15 protein-coding genes and 1 pseudogene are annotated in these 17,096 nt (G+C 68.2%); 9 read left to right on the top strand and 7 right to left on the bottom strand.

What is annotated here, in order from left to right; all coding sequences use genetic code 11:
• The first annotated feature begins 405 nt into the window (after positions 1 to 405).
• From rpmH to GR130_RS39540, 9 genes and pseudogenes are all read left to right on the top strand, one after another.
• Positions 406 to 543 (top strand): 50S ribosomal protein L34, encoded by a 138-nt coding sequence (gene rpmH / locus GR130_RS39580; protein ID WP_003949374.1) that lies wholly within the window; start codon positions 406 to 408, stop codon positions 541 to 543.
• A 24-nt stretch (positions 544 to 567) separates the two neighbouring features.
• Positions 568 to 924: pseudogene (rnpA, locus tag GR130_RS39575) on the top strand (ribonuclease P protein component); the annotation flags it as partial.
• A 98-nt stretch (positions 925 to 1,022) separates the two neighbouring features.
• Complete coding sequence (gene yidD, locus GR130_RS39570; RefSeq protein WP_006604423.1) at positions 1,023 to 1,340, top strand: membrane protein insertion efficiency factor YidD; 318 nt, start codon at positions 1,023 to 1,025, stop codon at positions 1,338 to 1,340.
• Positions 1,341 to 1,343: 3 nt separating this feature from the next.
• Positions 1,344 to 2,483, top strand: coding sequence for a membrane protein insertase YidC (yidC, locus tag GR130_RS39565; RefSeq protein WP_159509554.1), 1,140 nt, complete (start codon positions 1,344 to 1,346; stop codon positions 2,481 to 2,483).
• Between the two features lie 14 nt (positions 2,484 to 2,497).
• On the top strand, positions 2,498 to 3,004 hold the full coding sequence (locus GR130_RS39560) for a Jag family protein (protein WP_159509552.1): 507 nt from the start codon (positions 2,498 to 2,500) through the stop codon (positions 3,002 to 3,004).
• 133 nt (positions 3,005 to 3,137) lie between these two features.
• Entirely contained in the window at positions 3,138 to 3,863 is a 726-nt protein-coding gene (gene rsmG, locus GR130_RS39555) for a 16S rRNA (guanine(527)-N(7))-methyltransferase RsmG (protein ID WP_159509550.1), read from the top strand.
• A 306-nt stretch (positions 3,864 to 4,169) separates the two neighbouring features.
• Positions 4,170 to 5,240 carry an AAA family ATPase gene (locus tag GR130_RS39550; protein WP_159509548.1) on the top strand — a complete coding sequence of 357 codons (1,071 nt, stop codon included), beginning with the start codon at positions 4,170 to 4,172 and terminating at the stop codon, positions 5,238 to 5,240.
• Positions 5,237 to 6,337, top strand: coding sequence for a ParB/RepB/Spo0J family partition protein (locus tag GR130_RS39545; RefSeq protein WP_159509546.1), 1,101 nt, complete (start codon positions 5,237 to 5,239; stop codon positions 6,335 to 6,337). The genes GR130_RS39550 and GR130_RS39545 overlap by 4 nt, the downstream gene beginning before the upstream one ends.
• A 308-nt stretch (positions 6,338 to 6,645) precedes the next feature.
• Positions 6,646 to 7,263, top strand: coding sequence for a GNAT family N-acetyltransferase (locus GR130_RS39540; protein WP_159509544.1), 618 nt, complete (start codon positions 6,646 to 6,648; stop codon positions 7,261 to 7,263).
• A gap of 87 nt (positions 7,264 to 7,350) precedes the next feature.
• Here the strand turns inward: GR130_RS39540 and trxA are convergent, their stop codons facing one another.
• The 7 genes from trxA to GR130_RS39505 all read right to left on the bottom strand — a co-directional run bounded on the left by trxA (position 7,351) and on the right by GR130_RS39505 (position 16,985).
• Positions 7,351 to 7,677 (bottom strand): thioredoxin, encoded by a 327-nt coding sequence (gene trxA, locus GR130_RS39535; protein ID WP_159510534.1) that lies wholly within the window; start codon positions 7,675 to 7,677, stop codon positions 7,351 to 7,353.
• Positions 7,678 to 7,726: 49 nt separating this feature from the next.
• On the bottom strand, positions 7,727 to 8,701 hold the full coding sequence (trxB, locus tag GR130_RS39530; RefSeq protein WP_159509542.1) for a thioredoxin-disulfide reductase: 975 nt from the start codon (positions 8,699 to 8,701) through the stop codon (positions 7,727 to 7,729).
• A 113-nt stretch (positions 8,702 to 8,814) separates the two neighbouring features.
• On the bottom strand, positions 8,815 to 9,756 hold the full coding sequence (locus GR130_RS39525; RefSeq protein ID WP_159509540.1) for a hypothetical protein: 942 nt from the start codon (positions 9,754 to 9,756) through the stop codon (positions 8,815 to 8,817).
• On the bottom strand, positions 9,753 to 10,448 hold the full coding sequence (sigM, locus tag GR130_RS39520) for an RNA polymerase sigma factor SigM (protein WP_159509538.1): 696 nt from the start codon (positions 10,446 to 10,448) through the stop codon (positions 9,753 to 9,755). Before sigM ends, GR130_RS39525 begins: the two co-directional genes overlap by 4 nt.
• Positions 10,449 to 10,640: 192 nt before the next feature.
• Entirely contained in the window at positions 10,641 to 12,362 is a 1,722-nt protein-coding gene (locus tag GR130_RS39515; protein WP_159509536.1) for a protein kinase family protein, read from the bottom strand.
• Between the two features lie 107 nt (positions 12,363 to 12,469).
• Positions 12,470 to 14,680 (bottom strand): murein biosynthesis integral membrane protein MurJ, encoded by a 2,211-nt coding sequence (gene murJ / locus GR130_RS39510; RefSeq protein ID WP_159509534.1) that lies wholly within the window; start codon positions 14,678 to 14,680, stop codon positions 12,470 to 12,472.
• A 46-nt stretch (positions 14,681 to 14,726) separates the two neighbouring features.
• Positions 14,727 to 16,985: a DUF6049 family protein gene (locus GR130_RS39505; protein ID WP_159509532.1), complete on the bottom strand. Its 2,259-nt coding sequence runs from the start codon at positions 16,983 to 16,985 to the stop codon at positions 14,727 to 14,729.
• Positions 16,986 to 17,096: the final 111 nt, after the last annotated feature.

Below are 17,096 nucleotides of genomic sequence, written 5' to 3'. Positions count from 1 at the left end.
TGCGGCGAGATCGGCAGGTACATCAGCCACAGGGCACGCTCTCTCACAGTCCCACGAATGTGTGATTCTCAGGACGGGCGGGAAGGAATCGGAGTTCAGTCACGGTAGTCAGGGCGGGCCTGGGGATTCAAGTTGTTGTCCACAGGCTGTGCATAGTGTGTCCTGGCGAGGGGCGTCCGCGCTGCCATAGAGCCGGTTTGACCGGATGGCGTAGCCGCGCGTACCGTGACCAGGTCGAGTTGTCGATGGCTGCTGCCGCCTGCCTCCGATGGGCAAAGATCGCGCTCATAGTGATCGTGTAGCGGTGCACTCAGGCGTTGCGAGCTACTCGTGGGCGCACGGTGACAGCCAGTCGACGCCCCACATCTGTCTCGTAGAGACAACAAGGATTCCTGGAGCCCCCGAGTGAGCAAGCGCACCTTCCAGCCGAACAACCGCCGTCGTGCGAAGACCCACGGCTTCCGTCTGCGCATGCGGACCCGTGCCGGCCGCGCGATCCTCGCGTCCCGCCGTGGCAAGGGTCGCGCCCGCCTGTCGGCCTGAGCAGCCTGAACCTAGGTCCATGACGTGCTGCCTACCGAACATCGGCTGAGGCGGCGCGAGGACTTTGCGACCGCGGTACGCCGGGGACGCAGGGCCGGGCGCCCGCTCCTTGTCGTTCATTTTCGTAGCGGTGCAACGGACCCGCACGCAGCGGGGGAATGTGTTCCCCCGGCGCGTGCGGGTTTCGTCGTCAGCAAGGCTGTTGGCATCGCCGTCGTTCGCAACAAGGTCAAGCGGAGGCTTCGCCACCTCATGCGCGATCGGCTGGACCGGCTGCCCGCCGGTAGCCTGGTTGTCGTACGGGCCCTGCCCGGCGCGGGTGACGCAGATCACGACCAGCTGGCCCGCGACCTGGACGCCGCGCTCGCGCGGCTGCTGGGTGAGGTGTCGAAAGGCTGCAATCCCCCAGGGGCTGTGACCGACGGCGGCTCCGCCGCGGGCCCCCGGAACCCCGGACGGGACCCGGGAGGGAGCGCACAGTGAAGTACCCGCTGCTGCTTTTGATCAAGATTTACCAGTGGACCATCAGCCCTCTGCTGGGGCCGGTCTGCAAGTACTACCCGTCGTGCTCGCACTATGGCTATACGGCCATCGACCGGCACGGCGCGGTGAAAGGGACTGCGCTCACAGCCTGGCGCATCCTGCGGTGCAACCCGTGGTCGCTCGGTGGCGTCGACCACGTCCCTCCCCGGAAGCGTCCGGTTTGGCATCAGCGGCTGAGGAGCCGCCTGGGCGGGCCCACCGTCCCTGAGCCTGTCGCCCAGCCCGAGACTCAGCCCAACGCCCAAGGAGCCTGATTCGTGGACACGATCCTCGGTCCTCTCTATTACGCAGTTTCCTGGATCATCGTCCAGTTCCACTCGTTCTACAGCCTCGTCTTCGACCGGGACAGTGGAGCTGCGTGGGGTCTGTCCATCGTTTCGCTGGTGGTGCTGATCCGTGTCTGCCTGATCCCGCTCTTCGTGAAGCAGATCAAGTCGACGCGGAACATGCAGGCGCTCCAGCCGAAGATGAAGGCGATCCAGGAGCGCTACAAGAGCGACAAGCAGCGCCAGTCCGAAGAGATGATGAAGCTCTACAAGGAGACCGGCACCAACCCGCTCTCCAGCTGTCTCCCGATTCTGGCCCAGTCGCCGTTCTTCATCTCGCTGTACCAGGTCCTCAGCCACATCGCCCAGAACAAGACGGTCGGCTTCATCGACCCGTCGCTGCTGGCGAGCGCGCAGAAGGCGCACATCTTCGGTGCCCCGCTCGCGGCGAAGTTCATGGACAGCGCGGCGAAGATCCAGAGCCTCGGCGCATCGGTGACCGACGTCCGCGTCGTCACGATCATCATGATCGTCCTGATGTCGGCGTCGCAGTTCTACACCCAGCGTCAGCTGATGACCAAGAACGTCGACCTCACGGTGAAGACGCCGTTCATGCAGCAGCAGAAGATGCTGATGTACGTCTTCCCGGTCATGTTCGCCGTCTTCGGTATCAACTTCCCCGTCGGTGTTCTCGTCTACTGGCTGACCACCAACGTGTGGACCATGGGCCAGCAGATGTTCGTCATCCGCCGCAACCCCACCCCGGGCAGCAAGGCGTTCACCGAGCGTCAGGAGCGGCTGCGCGCCAAGGGCAAGATCGTGGAGAGCCCCGCCGAGATCGAGGCGAAGAAGGCCGCCGACGAGGCCCGCCAGAACCGCCAGCAGCCCAAGCGCCAGACGAAGGCCAAGCGGCAGTCCGGTACGGGTGCCCCGACGGGCGGCGCGCAGAACCGTACGCGTGCCGGCTCGGCGTCGGGTGATACGGCAGCCGGGTCCTCGAAGGCGTCCGCGCAGGACAGCGAGGGGACCGGCGACACGTCCGACAAGGGCGGCTCCGCCTCCGGATCTCGTACCACCAAGTCCGGGCAGCGCAAGGGCCAGCAGCGCCCCAAGCACCCGTCCAAGAAGTAAGAAGGAGTCCTGACGTGACGGACACGACCCCTGCCACCAAGGGCACCGACACCCTGACCCGCCTGGAGCAGGAAGGCGAGATCGCGGCCGACTACCTGGAAGGTCTGCTGGACATCGCGGACCTCGACGGTGACATCGACATGGATGTCGAGGCCGACCGCGCCGCGGTGTCGATCATCAGCGACTCGACCAGCCGCGACCTCCAGAAGCTGGTGGGGCGGGACGGCGAGGTGCTGGAGGCGCTGCAGGAGCTGACGCGGCTGGCCGTGCACCGCGAGACCGGTGACCGCAGCCGTCTGATGCTGGACATCGCCGGCTTCCGGGCGCGTAAGCGCGAGGAGCTCACCAAGATCGGCGCGAATGCGGCGGCGGAGGCCAAGAGCACCGGGCAGCCGGTGAAGCTGGACCCGATGACGCCGTTCGAGCGCAAGGTCGTGCACGACGCGGTGGCCGCGGCCGGGCTGCAGAGCGAGTCCGAGGGCGAGGAGCCGCAGCGCTGCGTGGTTGTCCTCCCGGCCTGATCGCTCAGCGCTCAGTCTTTCTTTGGCCCCGTCTGCTCGCAGGCGGGGCCAAAAGTTGTCAGCCTTCTGTGATACCCCCGGGAACAGCCCGGGGCCCCGGCAGGAAAAGCAGTCCAGAGGAAGGGCGGTTCCCGTGACGGAGGCAGCAGCGGAGCTCCCTCCCGCGCCGAAAGCGGCGCAGGAGGTATTCGGCGAGCGCTTTCCCGAGGCCGTACGGTACGGCGAACTGCTCGCCGACGCCGGTGTGAAGCGCGGGCTGATCGGTCCACGCGAGGTTCCGAGGTTGTGGGAGCGGCACCTGCTGAACTGCGCGGTGCTCTCCGAGGTCGTTCCGGAGGGCGTCTCGGTCTGTGATGTGGGTTCAGGGGCAGGGCTGCCCGGTATCCCGCTGGCGCTGGTGCGCCCGGACCTGAAGATCACGCTCCTGGAGCCGCTGCTGCGGCGGACGAACTTCCTTCAGGAAGTGGTCGAGCTGCTCGGGCTGGACCATGTCACGGTTGTCCGGGGCCGGGCTGAAGAGGTCATGGGCAAGCTTCCGCAGGTGCATGTGGTGACTGCGCGGGCGGTCGCGCCGCTGGACCGGCTGGCCGGCTGGGGTGTACCGCTGCTGCGTCCGTACGGCGAGATGCTGGCGCTCAAGGGCGACACGGCGGAGGAGGAGCTCAAGGCGGCCCGTGCGGCGCTGAGCAAGCTCGGTGTGGTCGAGACCTCGGTCGTGCAGGTGGGCGCGGGCGTGGTGGATCCGCCGTCGACCGTGGTGCGGGTCGAGGTGGGCGAGAGCCCGGGCGGGGTGCGCTTCGCTGCGAAGAGGGCGAAGGCTGCGCGTGTCAGCCGGGCGGCGAGGGGCCGCCGGCGTTGATGCCCTGACGCCGGAGACGTCCCGGTCGGCTGCAATGCGGTGGGCGTAGCTATCCGCGAAATAGCGGATAGGGCGAATTCCGCAAGCGCCATAAAAAGCCACAAGACGGAGTGTCGCGACTTAATCGGACGCGGCGCTGGCATCGTGTTTCACGTGAAACGTCGTTCTCTGCTGCAAGGGATCATCGGCCGTGGTCGTGCGGCTGCCGCGCCGCGCGACCGGAAACCCGCAAGGGTCACGAAAGTATCCACAGATGTGGATTCATCCACAGGAGAACGGACCTCACTGGTTCACGGTGCCGAAAGCATGGCAGGCTCTGACCATTGCGAGCCTGATGTCGAGGAGAGTGAATCCTTGCGGTCCGACGCCAACATCGCGGGACCGATGACCGATCCGGTCCCCGGTCCCCGTAGCGAGTCGTTCGGGGACGACGTTTCACGTGAAACGCCGCCCCCGATGGACAACACCCCGATCGGTCGTGCAGCTCAGCTGGCGGTAGAGGCAATCGGCCGCGGGGGTGAGGCGCTGCCCCGACCTGAACAGACCCGGGTCATGGTGGTCGCTAACCAGAAGGGCGGGGTCGGCAAGACCACCACCACGGTGAACCTGGCGGCCTCACTGGCGCTGCACGGAGCCCGGGTTCTGGTCATAGACCTTGACCCCCAGGGCAACGCGTCGACGGCTCTGGGTATCGACCACCACGCCGAAGTGCCGTCCATCTACGACGTGCTGGTCGAGAGCAAGCCACTCTCCGACGTGGTGCAGCCGGTGGTGGAAGTGGAGGGCCTTTTCTGCGCCCCCGCCACGATCGATCTGGCCGGGGCCGAGATCGAGTTGGTCTCACTGGTCGCGCGCGAGAGCCGGCTGGACAGAGCCATCAAGGCATATGAGCAGCCGCTGGATTACATCCTCATCGACTGTCCGCCCTCGCTCGGGCTGCTGACCGTGAACGCCCTGGTCGCCGGCGCCGAGGTCCTGATTCCAATTCAGTGTGAGTACTACGCGCTGGAGGGCCTGGGGCAGCTGCTCCGGAACGTCGACCTGGTGCGGGGGCATCTCAACCCCAAGCTCCATGTCTCGACGATTCTGCTCACGATGTACGACGGGCGTACCCGGCTCGCGTCACAGGTCGCCGATGAGGTGCGTAGCCACTTCGGTAGCGAGGTGCTCCGTACGAGCATCCCGCGCTCGGTGCGCATCTCCGAGGCACCCAGCTACGGGCAGACGGTGCTCACCTACGACCCGGGATCCAGTGGCGCGCTTTCGTACCTCGAAGCGGCCAGAGAGATCGCGTTGCGTGGCGCTCCGCAGACGGGGGGCCAGGGCCTGAGTGTGAACTATGAAGCACAGCACAGCATCTCGGAGGGGACTCAGTGAGCGAACGACGTAGAGGGCTGGGCCGTGGGCTCGGTGCGCTGATCCCCGCGGCACCGCAGAACACGGACCCTGCCGGGCCCACGGTGGGACGGGGAGCGACGTCACCGTCGTCCGTGCCGGTTCTGGCCCCGGATCGAGGAGTAGCGGCTGCCAAGGTCGCTTCGCTGCCGACGCCCGGTGTTTCACGTGAAACAGAGGCACCGGCCGAAGCGGAGAAGACCGCGGAAGCCGTGTCAGAGGTAGCGGGTGCCCACTTCGCCGAGGTGCCGCTGGACGCGATCCGGCCGAACCCGCGGCAGCCGCGTGACGTTTTCGACGAGGATGCCCTCGCGGAACTGATCACCTCCATCAAGGAGGTGGGGCTGCTCCAGCCGGTGGTGGTCCGTCAGACCGCGCCCGGCAGCTACGAACTCATCATGGGCGAGCGGCGCTGGCGGGCATCCCGTGAGGCCGGGCTGGAGAAGATCCCCGCCATTGTGCGGGCCACGGAAGACGAGCGGCTGCTGCTCGATGCGCTGCTGGAGAATCTGCACCGGGCTCAGCTCAACCCGTTGGAAGAGGCTGCCGCCTACGACCAACTGCTGCAGGACTTCAAGTGCACGCATGACGAGCTGGCCGACCGGATCGGGCGTTCGCGTCCGCAGGTCTCCAACACGCTGCGGCTCCTGAAGCTGTCGCCGGCCGTGCAGAAGCGGCTAGCGGCCGGGGTGCTCTCCGCCGGACATGCCCGTGCCCTGCTGTCCCTGGAGGACTCGGAAGAGCAGGACCAGCTTGCGCGCCGGATCGTGGCGGAGGGACTGTCGGTCCGCTCGGTCGAGGAGATCGTCACGCTCATGGGCTCGAACCCCAAGAGCGCGAGCAAGGCGAAGGGGCCGCGAGCCGGTGCCCGGGTGTCCCCCGCGCTCACCGGTCTTGCCTCTCGGTTGTCTGACCGCTTCGAGACCCGGGTGAAGGTCGACCTCGGCCAGAAGAAGGGAAAGATCGTCGTCGAGTTTGCCTCCATGGACGATCTGGAGCGGATCCTCGGCACCCTCGCTCCCGGCGAGGGATCGGTGCTGGGAAAGTCGCTGTCCGAGGAGAGCGGCGAAGAAGAGTGAGCTGATCCATTCGGCCCCAGGGCGGGCCGTGTTCCGGAGTGGATACCGGAACACGGCCCGCCCTTTGCTTTCCGGCAGTACCCGTGCCCGTAAAGGGTGGATACGATGCGATCGGGTATGGCACGCATCCACGTGGAGAGACCTCACACTGAGGAGAGGGCCATGCGATCAGTGAGCCGCACCGGACTGCTGGCGGCGGGCTTCGGCCTTGCAACCATCGGAGGGTTCGTGGGTGGTCTGCTCAGGGAGCAGGCGGCGCTGACTGCGCTGCGTGGTGCGGCAGGCGAGGGAAGCGAGGACCTGGTTCCATGGGCCGTCGGCTCGTACCGCTTACGCTGGACAACCTTCCGGATCTCCCCAAGCGCTGCCGCTCCTGCGTCTTCTGGGAGCTCGACCCCGTCAGCGGCGAAGCCGCGGTAAGGACGGGCCGGCCGGAGCTGGAGAAGGAAGCCTGGATCTCAGCGGTACTGCTGGAATGGGGATCCTGCGGGCGCGTCGTGTATGTCGATGAGGTGCCGGCCGGGTTCGTCATGTACGCTCCGCCGGCCTATGTGCCGCGCTCTCTGGCCTTCCCCACCAGTCCGGTGTCGCCGGATGCCGTGCAGTTGCTGACGGCGTGGCTGACGCCTGGTTACCAGGGGCAGGGGCTGGGCCGGGTGATGGTGCAGACGGTTGCCAAGGATCTGATCCAGCGCGGCTTCAAGGCCATTGAGGCGTTCGGCGATGCTCGCTGGACCGAACCGGCATGTGTGCTGCCCGCCGATCATCTTCTCGCGGTGGGCTTCAAGACGGTCCGCCCCCATCCTCGCTTTCCGCGGCTGCGGCTCGAACTGCGGACCACAATCTCGTGGAAGGAAGATGTGGAGCTTGCGTTGGACCGGCTGCTCGGAGCGGTCCAGAAGGAGCCTGTCCTCCGGCCGCTCTAAGTCGCTCTGAGCGTCGCGTTTCACGTGAAACAGGCCCGCCCCCACGGAGGGGGCGGGCCTGTTTCACGTGAAACGCGACGGCGTACCTCAGGCGAGGTAGTCCTCAAGGTCGCGCTCGATGGCGGCCTTCGGCTTGGCGCCGACGATGGTCTTGACGACCTCGCCGCCCTTGTAGACGTTCATGGTCGGGATGGACATGACGCCGTACTTGGCGGTGGTCGCCGGGTTCTCGTCGGTGTTCAGCTTCGCGATGACGATCTCGTCATGCTCGGCGGCAATGGCCTCCAGGGAGGGGGCGACCTGGCGGCACGGACCGCACCAGGTGGCCCAGAAGTCCACGAGGACGGGCTTGTCGCTCTTGAGGACGACCTCTTCGAAGTTGTCGTCCGTCACGGTCACCGTGGCGCCGGCCATGGCTATCTCCTTCATGGGGTGGGTGGTGGGAAAGCTGGGGGTGGGCGGGTCAGGCGGAGGGGGTCTTCTCCGTCTCGGCCGTGGCCTCGCCATCCGAGAGAGCCGCGAGGAACCGCTCGGCGTCGAGAGCCGCGGAGCAGCCGGTGCCGGCCGCGGTGATCGCCTGGCGGTAGGTGTGGTCGACCACGTCGCCGGCGGCGAAGACACCCGGCAGGTTCGTCCGGGTGCTGGGTGCCTCGACCTTGAGGTAGCCGTCGTCATCCAGGTTCAGCTGGCCCTTGAACAGCTCGGTCCGCGGGTCGTGGCCGATCGCGATGAAGAGCCCGGTGACCGGAAGCTCGGACGTCTCACCGGTCTTGACGTTGCGCAGGGTCAGACCGGAGAGCTTGTTCTCGCCGTGGATCTCGGCAACCTCGCTGTCCCACACGAACTTGATCTTCGGGTCGGCGAAGGCACGGTCCTGCATCGCCTTGCTGGCCCGCAGAGCGTCGCGGCGGTGGACGACCGTGACGGACTTGGCGAAGCGCGAGAGGAAGGTGGCCTCCTCCATCGCGGTGTCGCCGCCGCCGATGACGGCGATGTCCTGGTCCTTGAAGAAGAACCCGTCGCAGGTCGCGCACCAGGAGACGCCACGGCCGGACAGCTCGTCCTCACGGGGCAGACCGAGCTTGCGGTGCTGGGAGCCCGTGGCGACGATGACCGCCTTGGCGTGGTGGACCGTGCCCGCAGTGTCGGTGACGGTCTTGATCTCCTCGGAGAGGTCGACCGAGACGATGTCGTCCGGCACAAGCTCGGCGCCGAAGCGCTCGGCCTGGGCGCGCATGTTGTCCATCAGGTCCGGCCCCATGATGCCGTCGCGGAAGCCGGGGAAGTTCTCCACGTCGGTGGTGTTCATCAGCGCACCGCCGGCGGTGACGGCGCCTTCGAAGACCAGAGGGTTCAGGGACGCGCGGGCGGTGTAGAGCGCTGCGGTATATCCCGCGGGCCCGGAGCCGATGATGATCACGTTGCGGACGTCGCTCACGGGTGTCTTCCTTGTCTCTGCCGACGGCTTGCTGGGGTCTCGGAACTCTCACCCCACCCAACGGATCCTAAGGGGCGAGCATTCCCGGAGTGCCACAGCGCACATCCCGTATCTCAGTCTCGCCGATACGAGTGGGTCAGCAGGACCTTCCCGGGTGCCGGCGGCGTGGCTGAGACACACGAGGCAGTGACGATATAGGCGGAGACACTCTTCGGGTCGGACGGATGCGGCAGCACCACCAAGAAGGCGTCCTTGCCGTCGTACGTGCTGCGGCTCGATGCCAGCGGGGTCTCGGGACGTCCGATGCCCTGGCGCACACAGGACGGGACGGTGTCGGCCTCGCCACGCAGCGGTGTCTGGGGAGAGCTGCGGGTCCCGATCTCGGGCACCTTCTGCGACTGCGCGGAGGTGAGCAGCTCGTGGACATGTGTCCCGAGCGATGCGGCAGTTAGCCCGCCCGAACCACCCGCGCCGGCCGGGGACACGCTGTTCTGGTTTCCGGCCTGGGTGCTGCTGGTGGTGGCGCTCTGGATGAGGAGGCCGCCGATGCCGAGCACCGCTGCCGCCGCAGCGGTGCCGAGCAGAACCCGGGACCAGAGCCGTGAGCGCCCCGGGCGCCGCGGCGTCTGACGGCCCGGCCCGGAGGCACCACGGGGCCGCACGGCGGGTCGGGCGGGCGGGGCTTCGCGTCGGGGAGCTTCCGTGTTCGTTTCACGTGAAACGGCGACGGCGGCGTTCGGTGTTTCACGTGAAACCGTCGAAGTTTCACGTGAAACGAGCGACTCGGACCCAGCAGCGGTGGAGTTCAGCAGTGCTTCGGCTGCGAGGGCCGCATCGATGCGGCCGGCGACATCGGCTGGCATCCGCATAGGCCCCGGAAGTGTGCCGAGCAGCCCTCGGATTTCCTCCAAAGAGGCGTAGACGTCTTCGCACAGCGCGCAGGTCGCGAAGTGATCGCGTAGATCCGCAGTGCGAGAGGGGGACAGCAGTCCATCCGTGAGATCGGAGATCTCGGAGACCTCCGGGTGCTCACCTGTGCCGGTCGTCGACGTCACGCTCGCCCACCTCCGCCCTTCACGGCACCTGTTCCCTTCGGTCCTGCCGTCGGTGGGACGGATGTCCCCTGCGCCCGGTTCCTTCCCCCGCTTGCGGGATTGCTATCCCCGCCATCGGCGCGCAGATGGGTGACCAATGGCAGGAGTCGTGCACGGCCCCGTGCGCAGCGGCTTTTCACGGTTCCGGTCGGGACGTCGAGGATCGTGGCGGCCTCCGCGACGGGGTAGCCCTGCATATCGACGAGGACGAGAGCGGCACGCTGTTCTTCGGGGAGTGTGCGCAGCGCGACGAGCAGTTCGCGGTGCAGGTCTTGGCGTTCGGCGGGGAGCGCCGCGGATTCCTCGGGTTCGAGAAGCTGCTCCAGCCGCTCGGTCTCGGCGACGGGCGAGGTGCGCCGGGAAGCAGCTTTGCGGGCCCGGTCCAGACAGGCGTTGACCGTGATGCGGTGCAGCCAGGTCGTCACGGCTGACTGGCCGCGGAACGTATGAGCGGCGCGATAGGCGGAGACCAGGGCGTCCTGTACGGCGTCGGCGGCTTCTTCGCGATCGCCGAGTGTCCGTAAGGCCACCGCCCAGAGTCGGTCGCGGTGGCGTCGCACGATTTCCCCGAAGGCGTCGGGGTCGCCCTTTACGTGCAGCGCAAGGAGATCGGCGTCGGTTGGTGTCGAAGCCTCGTCGCTGTCGGTGGACACGGGCCCCCCGGCCGTAGCTGCCTGATCTCGGTCCCATTGAAGCCCGCCGGGTCAGGAATGTAAATGCCGTCGAAATGCGGCGCTCCGACCGCTGCGGGCCGGTTGTCTGCCAGTGGGCGTGAAGGCGGGGTTCCGGCCGGCTGACCGGCCGGAACCCCGGCTGCTTGCGGACAGTGCCCCCGCACCGTGTCCTCAGCTGGTGAAGGAAACCTCCGTCACGCCCTGCTTGTAGCCTGCCTCGCTGAACTGGTCGGCCGGTGAGTTGGGCAGCGCGGTGAACCACACAACGACATAACGGGCCATCGCCGGCGTCTTGAGACCGACCTTTGCGGTGGTTCCCGAGGTCTGGGCCGTACCGAGCTTGTGCATGGAACTCAGGGGCTCGGACGGTGAGAGGGAATTGGCCGCGTAGAGCGTCACCGTCGTGTGAGCGCCGCCGTAGTGCAGCCCGATCGAGGCGCTGCTTATCTGCTGCTTCGACCCGAGGTCGTAGACCAGGCCGACGCCCTGCTTGAAGGCCGGGTTCAGGTCGGGGCCTTCCAGGTAGCTCATGGTGCGCCAGTAGGTGCTGGGGTTTCCGTCGTAGGTGTTCTTCGCCTGCTCGGGGTGCTGCGGTTTGCCGTCGGGGTAGTACTCCGAGGCGTCCACGATCTTGATCGGCTTGCCGGTCGGCTTCTTGGCCGGGCCGCCGCTGGTCTGCGAGTTGCCCGAGCCCTCCTGGTCGCCCTCCCGCTTCAGCAGGGTGTCCGCCAGCTGCCAACTGCCCAGGCCCAGCGCCGCGATGAGTAGCGCGGAGACGGACCACTTCAGCGCTCGGCCGGTACGGCTCTGGAGCGGGGGCGGCGGCGTGGTGATGGCCTGCGTCGGCCGGCCGGACTGGCCGTTGCGGGCCGACGACTGGCCGTACGAGCCCTGCTGGTGGCCGTTGCGCGGGTACGGCGGCGGGGTGGAGAACGCCGTCTCCGGAGGCCGGATGCGGGGCATCGCGGCCACGGCCTTGGCCAGCTCCTCCGGGGTGGTGCACGGCTGCTCCTGGCGCGAGGCGGTGGCGCCGTCGTTGTTCACCGCGCGCATGGCGAGCTCGGACAGCCCGCGGTGGACCCCTGCCCGCACCTGGTCGGGTGCGATCAGCCCGACGCCCTTCGGGAGGCCGGTGAGGCCGTAGGCGTCGTTCTCGTACGGCCAGCGCTGGGTCAGCGCGGCGTACAGCAGGGCGCCGATCGCCTCGGTGTCCGTGCGCTGCGGGTGCTCGCACGTGATGCCGCGGAGCGCCGCCATGACCGCGAGGCCGCGGATGCGGTACTGCCCGGACTCCGTGCGCAGCACCGAGCCGGGAGTGAGCCGCAGATGGGCCAAGCCCTCGCGGTGCGCGGCGGCCATGGCCTGGGAGACCTGGCTGACGAGCTGGTAGGCGTCGTGCGGCTCCAGCGGGCCGGAGGCGAGCACGGTCGTCAGCTCGGTGGCGTCCGGCAGCCACTCATGGACGACGTAGACGAGGTCGTTCTCCTCGACGGCGTCGAGAACGTGGACGAACCGGGGGTCGCCGAGGAGTGCGGAGGACCGGGCCGCAGAGAGCACCGGGCGGGCCCGTGGATGGTCGGCGGGCAGGATGTGCACGCCGACGGCCCGGCGCAGCTTCTCGTCGACGGCGCGCCAGCTGCTGAATCCGTCCAGACGGGTGACGCACTCCTCAAGGCGGTAGCGTCTGGCGAGCTTGTGGCCGCTGTGCAGTTCCGGTGGCTTGGAATCGGCCGCCTCGGCACCCTTTTCATCGGTGCGTGCGGCGTGCTGTTCCTTGCCGGATACCTTCTCGGCCTCCGCGCCGTCGCTCGTGGCCTGACCCGCCTTGGCGGTCAGCGGCTCTTCGCCGCTCGTGTCGGCCACGTCGACGGCAGCCGTGCTCCGTTCCGCCACCGTCGTTCCTGCCTCCCCATCCGTTGCAGGCTCAATGAGCCAAGACAATTGTGCCCACAGTCCGCCACTATGCACGACACACGGTGGCAGCCGATGGTTGTGCTCGGTCAGCGCCCCAGCTTGGACCGGACCATGCCGACCAGGGCATTCAGCTCTTCGATCCGCATTTTCCGTGCGGCGACGTAGAACACGGCCAGAAGTGCGGCGGCACCGCCGATGAGACCTGCCAGCGAGCCGAGGAATCCGCTGCCGAGGGTCTGCATGACGCCGTACACCACGGCCCCGGAGATGATCGTGGCAGGGATGCTGGCGCCGGCCAGCCGCGCGTACGTCCGCACGACGTGCGCGGTGTCCAGCTCTCCGCCCATCCGCTTGCTCAGCCGGCGCCAGGCCACGCCGACGCCGATGACGTAGGCGAGACCGTAGGAGGCCGCCATGCCGATCACGGCCCAGCGGGCGGGCAGGACCAGGAAGCAGAGGGCGGAGGCGGCGGCGTTGACGGCAGCGACGATCACCGTGTTGTAGAAGGGGGTGCGGGTGTCCTCGTACGCGTAGAAGGCGCGCAGGACGACGTACTGCACCGAGAACGGGATCAGCCCCACGCCGAAGGCCATCAGCATGTACCCCATCGGGATGCCGGCGCCGGACGAGCCGTAGACCAGCGTGCACAGCGGGATGCCGAGGGAGAGGAAGCCGAACGAGATCGGGACGATGGCGACGGCCGAGGTGCGCAGCCCCTGGGACATGTCGTCCCGGACCGCGCCGGTGTCGCCGTCGTGCGCGGACCGTGCCAGTCGCGGCAGCAGTGCCGCCATCACGGAGACGGTGATGATCGCCTGCGGCATGTTCCAGATCAGCTGGGCGCTGGCGTACGAAATGAAGCCGGTGCCCGGGTGGCCCTGTTGGTCCGCGGTGTTGCCGGCCCAGGTCGAGAGCTGGGTGACGACCAGGACGCCCGCCTGGTTGGCGAGCACGAAAAGGACCGTCCACTTGGCGAGCTTGGCGGCCTTGCCCAGGCCGTGGCCGCGCCAGTCGAAGCGCAGCCGGAGCTTGAAGTCGGCGTCGCGCAGATACGGGATCATCGCCAGCGCCTGGACCACGAGGCCCAGGAGGGTGCCGATGCCGAGCAGCCGGATGCCTTCGGCGGGAATGGTGGTGACGCCGATGTGTGAGGTCTTCGCCGTGCCGTAGACCCAGATGAACAGGCCGAAGGTGGCGATCATGACGATGTTGTTGAGGACCGGGGTCCACATCATCGCGCCGAAGCGGCCACGGGCGTTGAGGATCTGCCCCATCACGACGTGCAGGCCCATGAAGAAGATCGTGGGTACGCAGTAGCGGGTGAAGGCGACGGCGACCTCGTTGGCCGCCGGATCACGGGAGATGTCGAACGAGACGAGCTTCACCAGGAGCGGCGCCGCGAACACGGCCAGCACCGTCAGCGCGCCGAGGACCACGATGACGAGGGTCAGCAGGCGGTTGGCGTACGCCTCGCCGCCGTCTTCGTCCTCCTTCATCGCGCGTACCAGCTGCGGGACGAAGACGGAGTTCAGGCCGCCGCCGATGGTCAAGATGAAGATCATCGTCGGCAGCTGGTAGGCGACCTGCCAGGAGTCACCGAGCACCGCGCCGCCGAGCGCCGCGACGATCAGCGCCGAGCGGACGAAGCCGGTGAGCCGGGACACCATGGTGCCGGCGGCCATCACCGCGCTGGACTTCAGCAGCCCGGAGGCGCGGCCACCGGACTGCTTGCCGGCCGCCGCCACGGGGGCGGGCTCGGGCTCCGCCGGGGTCTGCTGCGGTGCGGGCTCTGCGCCGGGCGGCGCGGCGGCCACCGGCTGCGCCACGGGGGACGTCGCCGGACGCGGTGCCTCGTAGGGCTGCTGCTGATCACGGAAGAGATGCGCGAACGCGTCCTGCTCGGGACGCCCGCTCTCGCCCTGGGCGGTCAGCTCCTCGCCACCGGCGAACTGCATCGTCTCGGCGGCGTCGCCGTACGAAAGATCGTGGGCCGGGGCCTGGGGAGCGGGCGCCGGGGGCGTGGACCACTGCTGCGGGCCGGGAGTGGGCTGAGCGGTGGGCGACTGCTGGTAGAGGGCGTGCGCGGGCTGTCCCGGCGGCGGAGGCGCGGCGTGGTCGTAGAACGCGTCAGCCGGCGGATCCTGGCCCGTCGGGTCCTGCGTGTGCTGGAGGTCGCTGCGGTAGGCATCCTGGACAAAAGGGTCCCGATCCGCGGGAAACGGCGGCGTCGGAGGGACCGCCTCCGAGGGATCGCCAGGGGCGCCCCGGCCGCGGCCACCGTCATACGGCGCATTCATCGCTGCCCCACCTCATCCGTCGCCGGCCATCCGGCCCCGTCATATATCAACGGTCCACTTTCTCACCTGTGCCGGACGGGCCGGACTTTTCCGATCCGGTGTCCGGCGAGCGGTCACCCGGCTGCTCGGGCTTGTCGCCGCCCGTTCCGCCGTTGTCGCCGTTCGCGCCTGCTGTGCCGTCGGAACCGTCGTTGTCCTCGTCGTCGGGCCCTTCCTCGGAGTCCTCGGCGGCGGCTCGCTTGCGCTGGAGGTAGATCCGTACGCCGGCGAGGACGAGCAGCAGCACACCGCCCGCGATGACGAGCATCACAGTGGCGGTGATCTCCGTGACGTTCACCTGGAACGTCATGGGGTCACCGTAGGGCTTGCCGTCCGCGGTGTAGAGCTGGGCCGTCACCCAGGCACGACCGTTGGCGTTCGCCGTGGTGTCGAACTTGAAGGACTGGCTGTGCCCGCCGTCCACCTTGATCTGCTGCGACGGCCCCACGTCCAGGCGGTTGGACTGGGACGAGGTCAGCCGCAGCGTCATGCCCTCGACGCCCTGGAGCAGGTTGTTCTGGACCGTCACCGGAATCGTGGCGCTGCGCCCGGAGAGCGTCGCCTCCGACTTCTGGATCAGGTGCACCTTCTTGGTCAGACCGTCGAGGTAGCTGCGCACGGAGTCGCGGAAGCTCGCGGCTCCCTTGGGGTCACCCCGCCACTCCGTCGACATCTCGCGCATTATGGCGTTGCCGAACGGGGTGACCACGCGCTCGGGCTGGGCCAGGATCACCTGGAAGTCGTCGAGCGCGGCCTGGGTGTCCTGGATCTGCCGGAAGGCGTCCGTGGGGAGCTCCTGGCGGCGCAACGACGACGGGTACGTGGCGCGGCTCGGGATCTGGCGGCTGGCGGCGGGGTCGGGCTTGGCCTTGGCCGCATCGCCGAGCTTCAGCGTCTGGGTCCAGCCCACCGACTCCAGATTCCGCAGTGCGCCGGCCATCGTCTCGGCCTGGCTCGCGGACGGCATGCGCTGCGGCGCGACGACGATGCTGCGTTGCTGCTCCGGGTCCTGGAGGCCGATCATCTGAGCCTGGGCGAGGAACTTCTGGATCGCGCGGCTGGCGTTTCCCGACTTCGACATCTCGCCCTCGAAGGCCCGGGAGAGCTGCTCGTCGGTGACGATGGCGGTGTTGCCGCCGCCGATGGGCCGCGCCGCGGTCGGGGTGTAGGGCAGGCCGCTGTCGCCCAGGCTGTCGCTGCGTGTGATGACGTTGTGGGCGCCGGCCGACGTGGCGACGTCGATGATCGAGGAGTCGATCGCGCCGTTCACCGGCCACGTGAAGTCGGTGCGCGGCTTCACGCCGAGGATGGTGTCCACGGTCTTCGAGGCGAGATCGGTGGCCGGACCGAGGTGGCTGAGCGCGCTGGGCACGCTCTTGCCGTGGTGTGCGAGCGAGGCGAGATCGGGGTCGCCGAACGGCAGGGCGACGACCTCGTGCCCCTTCACGGCGTCTTCGAGGTCGTTCAGCCACTGCTTGGCGACGGCCTGGTTCTTGCCCATCGGGCCGTCCGGGCCGTTGACCCGGTACGGCTTGGTCATCGCGTCGGCGGTCGCGAGCAGGTCGGGATCGATGACGAAGGTCACCGGGAGGTTCTTGCCGAGCGTGACCATCTGGTGGAGCCGGCCGCCGGGCGCGATCTCCGCCGCGAGATCGTCGTTGCGGAAAACCGGGGTCTGCTGGGCGTCGGCGCCGGTCTCCGCGGTGAGGTGGGTGGACGAGATCAGCGGCCACAGGTACGTGAGCTGGGTCTTCTTGGCCGGTGCGGCGTTCTGCCAGGGGAGGAAGGTCCGGTCGATGCCGAGGACCTGCTCGTACGAGGAGCTCTGGGTAAGCCCGGACAGCGTGACGCCGAGCGGATACACACCGTCGTCGCCGAGGCCGAGGTCGTTGACCGGAACGCTGAGGGTGAACGGCTTGCTGGTGCCCGGATCCAGCTTGTCGATCTTCTCGGTGTGCCCGTCGATCTCCTTGCCGTCGGCGCCCGGCAGATATCCGGTGCGCTGGGTCACGGCTTCGATGGAGCTGCGGTCGCTGAGTGCGGCGCCGCGGTGCAGTCCGACGTGTGCGTCGGTGACCGGGGTCTTGCCGTCGTTGGCCAGTGTGCCGGAGACGGTGACCGTGTCGTCCTTCCCGGGGGCGGACGGGGACATCGCGTTGATCGTGACGCTGACCGTGTGGGAGCCAGTCTGGGCCGCCTCGGCGGACGGGCTGTGCGGGAGCTGCAGCATTCCCACGAACAGGGGCACTCCGGTGAGCAGTGTCACGGTCCTGCGCAGCCATCGACCACGCGGCCGTTCAGTCGCCTGGAACCCTGCCGCATCGGCCACGCGCTCGCCCGTCCCTCGTCGTCGTCAGTGGTCGTCGGAATGTGCGTC

This window comes from Streptomyces sp. GS7, from assembly GCF_009834125.1.
Lineage (GTDB): Bacteria > Actinomycetota > Actinomycetes > Streptomycetales > Streptomycetaceae > Streptomyces.
The sequence above is the reverse complement of the archived record's forward strand: the minus strand, read 5'-3'. Positions and strand labels throughout refer to the sequence as shown.

Coding starts and splice junctions, on each gene's coding strand:
- trxA (WP_159510534.1), bottom strand. CDS start 7,677: ATGGCCGGCGCCACGGTGACCGTGACGGACGACAACTTCGAAGAGGTC.
- GR130_RS39540 (WP_159509544.1), top strand. CDS start 6,646: ATGGGCCGTCGGCTCGTACCGCTTACGCTGGACAACCTTCCGGATCTC.
- GR130_RS39550 (WP_159509548.1), top strand. CDS start 4,170: ATGGCAGGCTCTGACCATTGCGAGCCTGATGTCGAGGAGAGTGAATCC.
- murJ (WP_159509534.1), bottom strand. CDS start 14,680: ATGAATGCGCCGTATGACGGTGGCCGCGGCCGGGGCGCCCCTGGCGAT.